The 14,575-nt window shown below is 38.0% G+C and carries 13 protein-coding genes; 9 read left to right on the forward strand and 4 right to left on the reverse strand.

All coding sequences use genetic code 11. The features are described 5' to 3' along the window. The first annotated feature begins 368 nt into the window (after positions 1-368). Complete coding sequence (locus MSG66_RS11440) at positions 369-929, forward strand: TetR/AcrR family transcriptional regulator (RefSeq protein WP_324654184.1); 561 nt, start codon at positions 369-371, stop codon at positions 927-929. 273 nt (positions 930-1,202) lie between these two features. Here MSG66_RS11440 and MSG66_RS11445 read toward each other — a convergent pair whose 3' ends face one another. Next, complete coding sequence (locus MSG66_RS11445; RefSeq protein WP_324654185.1) at positions 1,203-1,775, reverse strand: TetR/AcrR family transcriptional regulator; 573 nt, start codon at positions 1,773-1,775, stop codon at positions 1,203-1,205. A gap of 323 nt (positions 1,776-2,098) precedes the next feature. Here MSG66_RS11445 and MSG66_RS11450 point away from each other — a divergent pair, with 323 nt between their 5' ends. The 7 genes from MSG66_RS11450 (at position 2,099) to MSG66_RS11480 (ending at position 11,517) form a co-directional block, all read left to right on the forward strand. Next, on the forward strand, positions 2,099-2,962 hold the full coding sequence (locus MSG66_RS11450; protein ID WP_324654186.1) for a hypothetical protein: 864 nt from the start codon (positions 2,099-2,101) through the stop codon (positions 2,960-2,962). A 232-nt stretch (positions 2,963-3,194) separates the two neighbouring features. Continuing rightward, complete coding sequence (locus MSG66_RS11455) at positions 3,195-4,787, forward strand: peptide chain release factor 3 (RefSeq protein WP_045435061.1); 1,593 nt, start codon at positions 3,195-3,197, stop codon at positions 4,785-4,787. Between the two features lie 69 nt (positions 4,788-4,856). Next, positions 4,857-5,699 (forward strand): hypothetical protein, encoded by an 843-nt coding sequence (locus MSG66_RS11460; protein ID WP_324654187.1) that lies wholly within the window; start codon positions 4,857-4,859, stop codon positions 5,697-5,699. A 91-nt stretch (positions 5,700-5,790) separates the two neighbouring features. Continuing rightward, positions 5,791-6,732, forward strand: a complete 942-nt coding sequence (locus tag MSG66_RS11465; RefSeq protein WP_324654213.1) for an RsiV family protein — start codon at positions 5,791-5,793, stop codon at positions 6,730-6,732. Next, positions 6,732-7,544, forward strand: coding sequence for a TatD family hydrolase (locus MSG66_RS11470; protein ID WP_324654188.1), 813 nt, complete (start codon positions 6,732-6,734; stop codon positions 7,542-7,544). Before MSG66_RS11465 ends, MSG66_RS11470 begins: the two co-directional genes overlap by 1 nt. Positions 7,545-7,668: 124 nt before the next feature. Continuing rightward, positions 7,669-10,425, forward strand: a complete 2,757-nt coding sequence (gene acnA, locus MSG66_RS11475; RefSeq protein ID WP_324654189.1) for an aconitate hydratase AcnA — start codon at positions 7,669-7,671, stop codon at positions 10,423-10,425. Between the two features lie 330 nt (positions 10,426-10,755). After that, complete coding sequence (locus MSG66_RS11480; RefSeq protein ID WP_262474012.1) at positions 10,756-11,517, forward strand: tRNA threonylcarbamoyladenosine dehydratase; 762 nt, start codon at positions 10,756-10,758, stop codon at positions 11,515-11,517. Positions 11,518-11,568: 51 nt separating this feature from the next. Here MSG66_RS11480 and MSG66_RS11485 read toward each other — a convergent pair whose 3' ends face one another. Then, positions 11,569-11,691 carry a hypothetical protein gene (locus MSG66_RS11485; protein WP_324654190.1) on the reverse strand — a complete coding sequence of 41 codons (123 nt, stop codon included), beginning with the start codon at positions 11,689-11,691 and terminating at the stop codon, positions 11,569-11,571. A 95-nt stretch (positions 11,692-11,786) separates the two neighbouring features. Here MSG66_RS11485 and MSG66_RS11490 point away from each other — a divergent pair, with 95 nt between their 5' ends. Further along, positions 11,787-12,698 carry a LysR family transcriptional regulator gene (locus tag MSG66_RS11490; RefSeq protein ID WP_324654191.1) on the forward strand — a complete coding sequence of 304 codons (912 nt, stop codon included), beginning with the start codon at positions 11,787-11,789 and terminating at the stop codon, positions 12,696-12,698. Here the strand turns inward: MSG66_RS11490 and MSG66_RS11495 are convergent. Both MSG66_RS11495 and dusA read right to left on the reverse strand, forming a co-directional pair. Beyond that, on the reverse strand, positions 12,695-13,207 hold the full coding sequence (locus MSG66_RS11495) for a hypothetical protein (protein ID WP_133975385.1): 513 nt from the start codon (positions 13,205-13,207) through the stop codon (positions 12,695-12,697). The genes MSG66_RS11490 and MSG66_RS11495 overlap by 4 nt on opposite strands. Before the next feature lie 334 nt (positions 13,208-13,541). After that, complete coding sequence (gene dusA / locus MSG66_RS11500; RefSeq protein ID WP_420714258.1) at positions 13,542-14,558, reverse strand: tRNA dihydrouridine(20/20a) synthase DusA; 1,017 nt, start codon at positions 14,556-14,558, stop codon at positions 13,542-13,544. Positions 14,559-14,575 lie beyond the last annotated feature (17 nt).

A 14,575-nucleotide genomic window follows, 5' to 3' on the forward strand; every position in this document is an offset into this window, starting at 1 on the left:
GGTGCAGTTCAGGACGGGAGAGGGACACCCTCGGGTGTGCTGGTTAAATCTTTCACCAGTCTGCTAACCCTCTTTCGTTCTGCCACCATAATTCTTGATTAATGCTTTGGCAGAACTCCCAATATAAAGGAGTTGGCTATGCATTCTATTTTTATACCTCCAGACTAGTCTTTAGCGCGGTTTGATGACCTTTGGGTTTTCAAGCATTAGTTCGTCACGACCAAAAAATCATATCAACAATAAAACTTGAGATGCGCTGAGGCAGTCTTCCGAGGGCCTTTGCATGCCTTTTTTTGCTTAAAACAAGAGCCTAGGCAGTTTTATCTCATTGAGACACAACAAGAACTTATTTTTATAACGGTAAAACTATGCAACATTTAGATCTCCCATTTCGTGCTTTAAGCGTGCTTCATTCTGCAAGATATCTCTTTAATAATTATGGTTTTCACAAAGTCGGGGTAGACCGAATTATTGAAGCAGCAAAACTCCCCAAAGCTACCTTTTATAATTACTTTCACTCAAAAGAAAGACTCATTGAAATGAGCCTAACCTTTCAAAAAGATGGCTTAAAACAAGAGGTGCTTTCAATCATTTATATCCAGAAAGACTTAACCGTAATTGAAAAACTCCGCAAAATTTACTTCTTACATGCAGATTTAGAAGGCCTTTACCATTTGCCATTTAAAGCCATTTTTGAAATTGAAAAGCTTTACCCCAAGGCTTATCAAGTTGTGGTTGAGTACAGAAACTGGCTCATTAGCGAAATTTATAGGCTACTTTTAACAAAGAACTCAGAGGCCCCAAAAGAAGATGCGTACATGTTTTTATTTGTGATAGATGGGGCTATGGTTCAGCTTTTAGGTGAAAACAGTGTGGATGATAGAGATGTTTTATTGGAGTATTTCTTAAAGAATATCGCGGTAGATTAATAATATATTAACGTGCATGGTTATATGCAGTAAATGTGTAGTTATTCTTAATAAATTTCTTATTTAAACTATTTAAATTTATATAAATTATAATATTAAAATATAAGGAATGAGAGTAGCTCCTGTGTTTTAAATAGCAGGGGCCTTGCTTTTGTAGGGTTGTAACAATAAGTTAGACAGATTTAATCAGTAGAGCTATAATTCATGCTCTACTCGTTTTTTAATGATATTTTAATTCTTCTACAAAAGATCTAAAAATATTAAATTGATATATTAAGCGGCGGAACACACTTGAGTTTCCTCAAAGTTAATAAGCTTTTCTATATAAGACCATGTTTGTTCGGAATTAATTTTTGATTTATTTATTGTGCCATCAATAATGATGCCATCAATAATATTAAGGAAAAGACTGGTAAGTGTATGGGCATCTTTGATTTCTAATTCTACACATATTGAGAAAACCAATTTATAAATCCATTCTCGATATTTATTAACCTGATCTTTAATAGATGGGTACAATTGTAGAACTTCAATGGTGGCTTTTTTAAATAAACATCCATTGAAATCATCTGCATTAATCCAGTCAATATACCAGTTGAAAATGCTTTTAAGTCTAATTAACGGATTGTTAATATTATTAATTTTTTCTAATATTGAAGATTGGATTTCTAAATTTCTTTCATGAAGGCACTCTTCAATTAAGTTTTCTTTAGAAGAAAAGTACTTGTAAAAAGTCATTTTTGCAACATTGGACTCAGCAATAATCTTATCAACACCAACAGACGTATAGCTTTTCTGGTTAAAAAGGGATGTTGCTGTTGTTATAATATTTTCTCTTTTTGTCATCGGGTTCACCGTCGCGAATATTTTTGATTAACTTTGCTATTGTAAGTGTTAAAACTTAAATAAAACTTATTTTATAATATTTAAAAAACTATATTTATTCAATAGTTTGGTTAATCTTAAAAAATAATAATTTATATATTTGGTTGGCAATAATTTACTTTTTTAAATATTATTAATTAATCCATTGATTTGTTGAGTTAATAGACATAATATCAGGTTGTTAAGGATGGGTATATGGATTTTATTTTAGCAACTGAATGCAAATTGAAATAAAGGGAATCCCTAACTTAACTATAAGAAAAAACTTGTTAATGAGAATGATTATGTCAAAAAAATTTGAAGATTTTAATAATCCACGAGAAAAAGCATTGCAGGGGATGAGAAATAGTATTCCTGCAAAACAATGGGATGAAAATTTAAAGTTTCTCAAGCAGTTAAGAAATAAAATTGCTGAATTACCAGTTTGTAAACATCCTGCAATTGAAATATTAAATCATGGATATCTAGATAAGAGCACTTTAACTCATATTCATTTAGAATATCGTCATGCAATTGTACAGATTTTTACTGATGCTTTATTACAAGCGCAGTTTCAAACAAAACAACTGGAACCAAAACTCCATTCTGGAGCTAAAATGTTTCCACGGGTATTATTAAGTTTAAATGTACTTGATGAATTCGGTTTTAGACCGGGATTAGGTAAAGATGATTACTATTTGGGGAATCCTGAATATGCTCATTATCCATTGTATGAAGATTTACTTAATGATTATGGTTTGACAGAGGCTGATCGCCGTAACTATAAACCATCAAAAGCCGCAGATCAGGTTCGTTCATTTTTAGAATCTTCTTATGATAGTTATATCAATGTAGTTGCATTGTTAGCAGTTGCCGAAGAAGAGGTTATTCTTTTTAGTCCCCCATTACGTGAAGCGACTAAATTCGTAAATATCGATGTTGAAGGTGGTGGATATTACCATGTGCATGGTGTATCTACTGATGAAACGTCTGAAGCCGCTGATGATGACCATCAGGATGATCTTTGGTTTACGTTAGCGCAAGCAATTACAAAAGATGATTATGAAGGCTTAACTAAACTATGTATTGATTATTGTGCTTTATGGAATGAGTTCTGGGATGTACAAATTGCCGATGTCCACTTTATTGAAGAAAAGAAACTAGCTTAAGATATTCTGCTAAATCCTAAGTAAGCCCATTCACTATCGAATGGGCTTTTTTGATTATAAAATCTCTAATGAACAAAATTGTATTCTCAAAAAATGTTCAAAAATCTTATGAGTGACTGATGGCATATCAACAATCATTAAACAGTTCTATAAATCTGCTACAATTACGCCAATTTTTATTTTGATCGACTTTAGATCTTTGGCACTGCAATCTCCGCAGTAGGTGTATTTCATGAGTTTTAAAGATGAGTTAGCGGCACAGGTTGCTCAACGCCGCACATTTGCCATCATTTCCCACCCCGATGCCGGTAAAACCACCATGACAGAAAAATTACTGTTGTGGGGTAAAGCAATTCAGGTTGCAGGGATGGTAAAAAGCCGTAAATCTGATCGCGCAGCTACATCTGACTGGATGGAAATGGAAAAAGAGCGTGGAATTTCCATTACCACGTCTGTGATGCAGTTTCCTTATAAAGGTCACACCATTAACTTACTCGATACACCGGGGCATGAAGATTTCTCGGAAGATACTTATCGTACCCTTACCGCAGTTGACTCAGCGTTAATGGTGATTGATGGTGCAAAAGGTGTCGAAGAACGTACCATCAAATTGATGGAAGTGTGTCGTATGCGTGACACGCCTATCATTTCATTCGTAAACAAGATGGACCGTGAGATTCGTGAGCCACTTGAGTTACTTGATGAAATTGAAAATGTCCTCAATATCCGCTGTGTACCTATTACATGGCCATTAGGAATGGGCCGTGATTTTGCTGGTGTATACAACATTATTGAAAATAAATTGTATGTGTACAAAGCAGGTTTTGGTTCAACCATTACAGATATTGAAGTACGTGATGGCTATGATCATGCTGATATTCGTGAAAAAGTAGGTGATTTGGCTTGGGCATCTTTTGAAGAATCGCTTGAGCTCGTACAAATGGCGAATGAACCATTAGACCGCGACTTATTTTTACAAGGTAAACAAACTCCGGTTCTATTTGGTACGGCATTAGGCAACTTTGGTGTTGACCATGTCCTAGATGCTTTCATGGGCTGGGCACCTGAACCTAAAGCGCACCCTACACAAGAGCGTGTAGTTGATGCGAAAGAAGAAGGTTTTTCTGGTTTTGTATTTAAAATTCAAGCCAACATGGATCCGAAACACCGTGACCGTATTGCCTTCATGCGTATTTGCTCTGGTAAATATGAAAAAGGTTTAAAGATGAACCACGTGCGTCTTGGTAAAGATGTCCGCATTAGTGATGCTTTGACATTCCTTGCTGGTGAGCGTGAACATTTAGAAGAAGCATGGCCGGGCGATATTATTGGTTTACATAACCATGGCACGATTCAAATTGGTGATACTTTCACAAGTGGTGAAAATCTGCACTTCACAGGTATTCCTCACTTTGCGCCAGAGATGTTCCGTCGTGTGCGTTTAAGAGATCCATTAAAGTCAAAACAATTGCAAAAAGGTTTGAAAGAGTTGTCTGAAGAAGGGGCGACTCAGGTATTTATGCCGCAAATCAGCAATGACTTGATTGTTGGGGCGGTAGGTGTGCTCCAGTTTGACGTGGTTGCTTATCGTTTGAAAGAAGAATATAAGGTTGACTGTGTTTATGAGCCTGTAAGCGTTAATACAGTTCGCTGGATTCACTGTGATGACGAAAAAATTCTGAATGAATTTAAGAAGAAAGCACATGACCAACTTTCTATCGATGGCGGCGGACACTTAACGTATCTTGCTCCAAGCCGAGTGAACTTGCAGATTATGCAAGAGCGTTGGCCTGATATTCAGTTCCGTAACACACGTGAACACTGATCATTTTAATGTGACAAACAGCTTCGAATAGAAGCTGTTTTGTTTTGAAAAATAAAAAAGGATGATGAAATGAACTTGAGTAAAAAGACAATTATTGCGCTGGTGGTTGCAGTCATAACATTAATTTCTGCTGTTTCTATTTTTGTCTGGAAAAGCTCTCAGTCTTCATCATCTTCTCAAACGAAACTAGCGGGCGCCCAAACTCAAAATATTGAAAAAGCTGAGGTACTGCCATTTCTCAACTTACAACAAGTAAAAGCCGATTATGCTTTGCCATTTTGTGAGAAGAAAAATTGTATTGATGTTGATATTCAAACGATAAAGACTCAAGACGCATGGTTAAATGAATGGATCGCCAAAAGTCAGGCTAAAGTGATTCAAGATCAAATTGATTTGAAAAAAGACTTAAGCTTGCAGCAGGCGATTAATGCCTATGTAAAAAAGTCTGATGAGTGGCAAGATAAATATTCAAAGAATCGGGCTTATGAATTGCATCTTCATACACGTATTGCTTCGCAGCGTAATCAATATGTTTTATTGCAATTGGGGCTTGATACCAAGCAAGAAGAGCTGACGATTAAAGATCGTTATTACTTTTTCGTGGCCGACCGAAAATTGCATAAAAGTTTAAGTTTGTTAGATGTTTTAAAAAAAGATCAGCAAACAGCTATGCATCAAATGGTGCAGGTAGCCTATCAAGACTGGTTAAAAAAGCAGACTGTTGAAATAAAAAAAGAAGCACCAAAAACTTTATATTGGGGACAAGCGGATTGGTTCTTTGATGGTGAGGGCATTGGACTTCATTATCAGGCAAATCAAATTACTAAAGAGGCACCACAACTCGATATTTATTTATCTACAGAACAAACAAAAAAAATATTACAACCCAAGGTTTATGAACAAATGTTTTAAGATGGTAGCAGAATTTGCAACCTCTATTTATATGCGCTAATTTCTTAGAAAAGGCACTGCGTAATCTCCTTAGAATAAAAGGCAAAATATGATGTTATCTTCTAAAGCTTCACTGCGATTAACTTTGCTTGCATCGGCTATATTTTTGGTGGCATGCCAACCTAAAGCCGATCCTAAGGATTCTCAAGAGCAACAGAAACCAGCAGTTGAGGAACAAAAGCCAGTAGAGCTGACTTTGAAGGGCGAAACAGTTCCGAGTAAGGTTGCTTTACCTGATTGTGATGGTAAAACTTGCCCCGAATTTACAGTTGAGCGTTTACAGAGTAATTTCCCATTTATTGATAAAATTGTAGATCAGCAAATCTTAAAGACTCTAGATCAAATTTTAGAGATTGCTGAACCTGATGCTAAAGAGAAGCAAGCTGATCAAAAAATAGAAGCTTCGGTGGCCGCAGGTGCAGAGCAAAAAAATAGCTTTGATGCCCAAGTTCAACGTTATGCAAACTCATTTATTGGTCTGGACAATGAATTAAAAGCTTTAAGTAGTAGTCATCAAATTAATCTTTTAGTTAAACTTAAGATTTTGCAGGCTCAAGGTAAAGTGGTCACTGTTGTACTTAATAGCAGTAGCTATTTAGGTGGTGCTCATGGTTCTGCTGCACAGCATTATTATAATTTTGATTTAAAAGAACAAAAGCAGATCAAGCTTGAAGACTTGTTACGTCCACAGCAAAAGGCAGCGTTAGAGAAGTTGGCGCATGAAGCCTTTAAGACTTGGGTAACAGACTCTAAACTGGCTGATAATGTCGGGGATTATGAACAAGCTTGGCCATTTAAATTATCTGATAATTTCTTACTGGGTGAGCAAGGTTTAATCCTTCAATATGGTGAATATGAAATTGGACCCTATGTGGTTGGGCTACCTCGATTAGTTATTCCATATGATCAATTACAGGAAGTCTTGAAAAAAGAATATTTGCCGCAGCCTAAAGTGCAACCTGCTTCAGCACCTGTTGCAAAAAGTGGAAGCTAATGCATCTGTTTGATACGCATACGCATTTTGATGTTGCCGATTTTGATGAAGATCGGCAACAATTGGCGCTTAACGCCAAAAAAGTTGGAGTGGATGCACTGGTTTTAATTGGTTTTGTGCAGTCACGTTTTGATGAATTGCTAAAAACGCATTATCAGTTAAAGAGCTGGGAAAATGTACCGACTTCATATTTAGCTCCAGGTTTACACCCATTTTATATTGAGCAACATCAGCCAGAACATCTTTCTCATCTTGAGCAAATTTTGCAGCAACAAGACTGTGTAGCTGTGGGTGAAATCGGTTTAGATACTTTTTTAAAAGAGCATAAGCATCCAGATGTATATGCGAAGCAAAAAGAATATTTCGCCCAGCAGCTTGAACTGGCAACTCAATATCGGAAGCCAGTATTACTTCATATTCGAAAAGCACATGGCGATGTACTCGCAATATTAAAAGCTCAAAAATTTAAACTGGGTGGAATTGCCCATGCTTTTAGTGGGGGAATAGAAGAAGCAAAGGGGCTCATTAAGCTCGGATTTAAAATTGGTGTGACAGGGCAAATTACCAACCCGAATGCGAAAAAGCTTCATACGGTTGTGCAGGCTATAGGTGTAGAGCACTTGGTGATTGAAACGGATTGTCCCGATATGACCCCACTTTGTTGTCAAACATCAACAGAACAACGTACCCGTAATACTCCAGTTAATTTGCCTTATGTTTTGCAAAGTTTGGCAGAAAACTTAAACATATCAGAGCCAGATTTGGCCGTACAGCTTTGGGAAAACTCGCTCTCGGCATTGAAATTATCGTAATAAAAATCAAAGATTAGAAATATTAACTAAAACAAAACACAGCGATTAAAAAAGAAGCTTAAAGTAAGAAAACAACATGTAAAAACGTGAAAAATAACATTGCCAGATATGGGAGGATAACCCGATGGCTAAGTATAGCAATATAAATAGTTTTAATGCTTTACAGACGCTAACAGTAGGTTCCAGCAATTATCAGATTTTTAGCTTAGCCCAAGCAGAGAAAACGCTAGGGGACATTGCCAAACTACCGAAATCTTTAAAAGTATTATTGGAAAACTTATTACGGTTTGAAGACCAGCATAGTGTTAAAACAGAACACATCCATGCTTTAGCAGAATGGTTAAAAAATCGAAGCTCAGATCAGGAAATTCAATATCGGCCCGCGCGAGTTTTAATGCAAGATTTTACGGGTGTTCCTGCTGTTGTTGATTTAGCGGCAATGCGTGCGGCTATGGCTCAAGCGGGGGGCGACCCTGAAAAAATTAATCCGTTATCTCCTGTTGATTTAGTCATTGACCATTCGGTGATGGTTGACCATTTTGCCGATGACCATGCTTTTGCCGATAACGTACAGATTGAAATGCAACGAAATGGTGAGCGATATCAGTTCTTACGTTGGGGACAGTCCGCATTTAATAACTTTAGTGTCGTGCCGCCAGGTACGGGTATTTGCCATCAGGTCAATTTAGAGTATTTGGCTCAGGCGGTATGGTTAGGGGAAGATGACGGTAAAACCTTTGCATTTCCTGACACTTTGGTAGGGACAGATTCGCATACCACCATGATTAATGGTCTTGGGGTTTTAGGTTGGGGTGTAGGGGGTATTGAGGCTGAGGCAGCTATGTTGGGCCAACCTATCTCGATGCTTATTCCTGAAGTCATCGGTTTTAAACTCACAGGAAAATTACCAGAAGGTATTACGGCAACTGACTTGGTGCTTACCATTACTCAAATGCTTCGCCAAAAAGGTGTGGTGGGTAAATTTGTAGAGTTTTATGGGGATGGTCTGGCAGATTTGCCACTGGCTGACCGCGCAACTATTGCCAATATGGCACCGGAATATGGTGCGACTTGTGGTTTCTTCCCGATTGATGAAGTGACATTGGGTTATCTAAGACTAACTGGCCGTCAAAGTGACCGTATTGAATTGGTTGAGGCTTATAGCAAAGCACAAGGTTTATGGCGAAACGCGGGTGATGAACCTGTGTTTACAGATACTCTAAGTTTAGACATGACCACGGTGCAAGCAAGTTTGGCAGGCCCGAAACGCCCGCAAGATCGTGTGCTTTTATCAGAAGTGCCTAAAACCTTTAATGCACTCATGGAGCTAACTTTAAAACCAGCAAAAGAAGCTAAAGAGCGTTTAGAAAATGAAGGCGGGGGCGGTACCGCGGTAGAAGCGAAAAAAGCAAATATTCAACATGAAAGTCCATCTTGCGTGATTGAAGGGGAAACCTATCCACTCAATCATGGGGATGTTGTTATTTCTGCGATTACCTCTTGTACCAATACCTCTAACCCAAGCGTGATGTTAGCGGCAGGCTTGCTTGCTAAAAAAGCTATTGAAAAAGGCTTACAACGAAAACCATGGGTGAAAAGCTCTCTCGCACCCGGTTCTAAGGTCGTTACCGATTATTTACTGGCTGCTGGGCTTACGCCTTATTTAGATGAGTTGGGTTATAACTTGGTGGGATATGGTTGTACCACTTGTATTGGTAACTCAGGTCCACTACCTGAACCAGTTGAAGAAGCAATTCAATGCCATGATTTAAATGTTGCATCTGTACTTTCTGGTAACCGTAACTTTGAAGGACGCGTACATCCGTTAGTTAAAACAAATTGGCTTGCTTCACCCCCTCTTGTAGTGGCTTATGGCTTGGTTGGTAATATTCGTACTGATTTGACCACACAACCTCTTGGGCTCGGCAAAGATGGACAACCTGTCTATTTAAAAGATATTTGGCCAAGTCAGGCAGAAATTGATGAAGCCTTGCAGAAAGTAAATACAGATATGTTCCACAAAGAATATGCCGCTGTGTTTGATGGTGATGCAACATGGCAAGCGATTCAAATCCCACAAAGCAAAACTTATGAGTGGGCTGATGACTCAACTTATATTCGTCATCCTCCGTTCTTTGAAGGTATTGGTGAACCCCCAAAACCAATTAAAAATATTGAACAGGCAAATATTTTGGCAGTGTTGGGAGATTCAGTAACGACAGACCATATTTCCCCAGCCGGTAATATCAAAAAAGACAGCCCAGCAGGTCGATATTTACAAGAGCAGGGCGTTGAGCCAAAAGACTTTAACTCTTATGGTTCTCGACGTGGTAACCATGAAGTTATGATGCGCGGGACTTTTGCCAATATTCGTATTAAAAACGAAATGCTGGGCGGTGAAGAAGGGGGTAATACTATCTATATTCCAAGTGGTGAAAAGCTTGCCATTTATGATGCAGCGATGCGTTATCAAGAACAAAATACACCACTTGTGATTATTGCCGGTAAAGAATATGGAACAGGATCTTCACGAGACTGGGCTGCTAAGGGAACAAATTTATTAGGCGTGAAAGCAGTGATTGCCGAGAGCTTTGAGCGTATTCACCGTTCAAACTTGGTGGGTATGGGAGTGTTGCCCTTACAGTTCGTTGATGGTCAAACTAGACAATCTCTGAACTTGACTGGTCATGAGGTGATATCAATCCGTGGTTTATCGGATGGAATTGAACCTCATCAAATTCTTGAAGTTGATGTAAAAGGACCGGATGGAGTCGCTAGCCATTTTAATGTGTTATGTCGAATTGATACGTTAAACGAGGTTGAGTATTTTAAGGCTGGTGGTATTTTGCATTATGTACTTCGAAATTTGATTGCTGGTTAATGTTGTCTTGAGATTAATACCAATCAATATTTTTATTGGTTGGTATTGAAAGAAGTATCATGGCGGAGTCTTACCGTAAAATATTCTAATGGTAGTAGCTCATAACCCTACTTTTGTTTCGGCAAAAGTAGGCAAAACCATTGCCATTCACAGAACCTGTTCAATACGGATTAACATCTTATGTTTCGCAAAAACAGTATTTTGTTGATGCTCGACAGGCTGTGAATAGCTTTTGCACCAATCGAATAGCTATGTAGTACCATGTAGCAATTTTGTTTTGAAAAGCAGTAAAATACACTCCGTGTTTTATATCCCCCCCCAAGAGTAACAATGACCGATCTCCAACAAGATGAATATGAACGTCGTTTTGCAGGTGTAGCCAAAGTTTATGGTGATTCATCGTTCCAGCACTATGAAAAAAGTCATGTGATGGTGATTGGTATTGGTGGTGTGGGCAGTTGGGCTGTAGAGGCTTTGGCTCGTACCGGAATTGGTGAAATCACATTAGTGGATATGGATGTTGTCGCGGCATCGAATGTAAATCGTCAGTTACCCGCAATGACATCAACGCTGGGCTGTGAAAAAGTTGAGATTATGGCGGAGCGTTGTCGCCAGATTAACCCGCGTATTAAAGTAAATATTATTGATGACTTCTTAACGCCTGAGAATGTTGTAGAGCTTTTAAATCCCGTACCGGACATTGTTCTAGACTGTATTGATGACGTTAAAGCGAAATTGGCTTTAATGCTGCATTGCCGTTTTAACAAAATTCCTTTGATTGTATCTGGTGGGGCGGGTGGTAAGCTTGATCCTCTTAAAATTCGAGTGGCTGATTTATCAAAAACAGAACAAGACCCAATGTTGGCAAAGCTACGTAGCCAGCTTCGCGCTCGAGGCATCTGTAAAAAGCCAAAAGAGAAATTTGGAATTACTTGTGTTTACTCAATCGACAATCCATTTTCTAGTGCAGATGTTTGCCCATCGGCTGGGTTGCGCTGTGGTGGTTATGGTTCCGCAGTAGTGGTGACTTCAAGTTTTGCCATGATTGCTGTAGCTGAAGTTTTAAAGAAACTCGATTTAAAGAAAGCTTAATTTAAATACAAAAAAGGCATGCTTTTATGTTTGGGCATGTCTTTTTCTTTTTTAATCATATAACTCTATTGTGTCGTGTTTAGGCTGTGTTGGAAGCTGCTGATCATAAAATTTAAAGCACCATAAAATTAAAATAATGACAGTGAATATGGCGAAAATTTTTAAATACTTCATGAATAATTCAACAAGTGAAGGGCTTTGATAAAAGTCTAGCGAAGCAAATCTATCTAATCTAATATAGAAAATAGACTTAATGATCTAATTTTGAGATGGAAATGCTCACTTTAAAACAATTTCAATATTTCATAAAAATTGTTGAAGAAGGCGGTTTTACAGCTGCTTCAGAAAAACTCTTTATTGCTCAGTCAGCTTTAAGTCGACAAATTAAGCTATTAGAAGAAGAGATTGAGTTTCAGTTGTTTAATCGTACTGACAAGAAAGTAAAACTTACAGCAGCTGGTGAAGTCTTTTATAAGAAAATAAAAGATAACCTACACTACTTAAATGAAATTATTGATCTTTCTAAAGGTGTTTCGGAAGGGAGAAACCGCCAGATTAAGATTGCTCACTCGAGCAGTATTGTTATGGATGATAAAAAGGTTCAGATATTAAAAGAAGTGAGCTTAACCCAAGAGATCAATTTTGAGATAAACACCTTGTCATCAGAGCATCAAATTTTAGCTTTAATGAATGGTGAAATTGATATTGGTTTGATCAGGCCTCCGGTTCGGCACACATTAGATGAGATTAATGTTCTTAAGTTATATGAAGAACCCTTAATGGTGGCTGTGCATATTGATCATGCTAAGTTTGCAAATAAACAAGAGATTCAAGTTAAAGACTTAAAAGATGAATATTTCGTTTCTACACCACATTCTAAAAGAGGTGGTTTAAGCTATTTTGTTTCAAATCTATGTTTAGCTGCTGGGTTTACACCTCTGAAGGCTGCGATTCAGTCACGCAAAATTTCACAATTACAGCTTGTGGCTGCAAATTTAGGGGTAAGTATTGTTCCTGAAGAGTTTGAGCAGATTTTACCTGCCAATGTAAAATTGTTATCGTTGGCAGATCATCTATTATTTTCAGAGGTGGTTTTAGTCTATAGAAAAGAGAACGATGAAATTATTCAGCATTGTGTCGAACTCATTCATCAAACGTTTCAATCTTGGAAAATTGACTAGGCAGCTAACCTATAATAAGTGTAAGTAACGCTGTCATCTTTATAGACATCATAACTATTTTGTTTGAAGTCAGAGACCCATTCACTACCTGTATATCCAGCAATATGTCCATATACGTGGTTACGAGTTCTGTGGATGATATAGATGTCACCTTCTTGTGGTTCATCAAATGATGGATTTATCTGTTTGTAGCCAATCTTTTTGAGAGTATCTCCCCAGTCCGAAGCTGCAATGGGGTGATTCCTAATATCTGCACCAGCAGATTCGAGAGCAAGGCGAATACTACGTGCACAACGGGCTTTGCTACGTCTTGAAGTAATACTTTCTAATTTAGCTACAAATTTATCAACATCTATTGCTGGAGTATCTGAAGTTTCAGTTTGATGATTATTGGGCTTCATGGTGAAAGGATAAGGGAGGCTTGGGGTGCTGTGGGATACAACAATGGCTGCCTGATTTGAGTCCTGATACATATAATTATCAGCTACTTGTCCGTCATAAATAATCATCGTGAAATCTCTACCGTACTATCTATATCCATATTTAAAAAATCACCACCTACCTGTGGCGTTCAGAGATACTAATAGGCGTACCTTAAAAGTTTTGTTTGTGTTATGTAATAACGTATCTTTTTCCCAAATATTATTGCTTAGAGGTAAGAAGATATTCGTTAAAATGAAACATAAAAAAAACTCAACTTAAGTTGTTGATATTATTATTTAAAAATAATTAATCAGAGCTTAAATTTGAATAATTTAATTCAGTCATTGCGAATATACTCAAAATCTAAGTCCCTGATTTAAAATGCCACATTTACTTACAATTTAAGAAGCCATCACATGCTTAAGCCTGATGTTCTTTTAAATATTCCTCAGTACGAATTAAAGCTGATTGCATGTTGCAAATAGCCTGTTCTACATCAGCTAAAGTTTTTGCATTTCCGCCACTTAGCGCCTGACGCCATTTACGCGCACCTGGTAAATTTTGGAATAAGCCTAAAATATGACGTGTAATGATGGAGAGTGGAGCACCTTCAGCCATACGCTGTTCAATATAAGGTAGCATTTGTTCCATAATTTCGAATCTATCTGGAGCCTCCAAATTCCAAAGCTGACCCATTTCCGCGAGTAAGTACGGATTATGATAGGCTTCACGGCCAATCATGACGCCATCCACATGCTGTAAATGTGTTTGAGTTTCAGCAAACGTTTTAATCCCGCCGTTAATTTCAATAGTGAGGTGTGGGCGCTCTTGCTTTAAACGGTAAACATCTTCGTAGCGTAAAGGTGGAACTTCACGGTTTTCTTTTGGTGACAGGCCTTTCAAAATAGCAATGCGAGCATGCACTACAAAATGAGTGCAACCTGTTGCAGCAACTGTATCTACAAAATGAAGCATCTCTTCATAAGAGTGCATGTCATCAATCCCGATACGGTGTTTTACCGTTACCGGAATGTTTACAGCTTTTTGCATAGTGTGAATGCATTCAGCAACCAAATCTGGTTCTGCCATTAAGCAAGCACCAATTTTATTGTTCTGTACACGGTCGCTAGGGCAGCCTACATTGAGGTTGACTTCATCGTAACCCCAGTCTTCGGCCATTTTTGTGCAGGTCGCAAGCTCTTGCGGATTTGAACCGCCCAACTGTAATACGATAGGGTGTTCTTGAGCGCTATAGTCTAGATGACGTTTTGCATCACCAAAAAGAATGGCGCCTGTAGTGACCATTTCTGTATATAGCACAGCGTTTGGGTTAAACAAGCGCGCAAAGAATCGATAATCCTTTGTTGTCCAATCCATCATTGGAGCGACACTGATTCTTGGAGATTTAATAGTTTCAATGGTTTTGTTAAGAGTCATTAAAAATCATACCTTTA

The organism is Acinetobacter sp. IK31 (assembly GCF_035615195.1).
GTDB classification, from domain to species: domain Bacteria; phylum Pseudomonadota; class Gammaproteobacteria; order Pseudomonadales; family Moraxellaceae; genus Acinetobacter; species Acinetobacter calcoaceticus_C.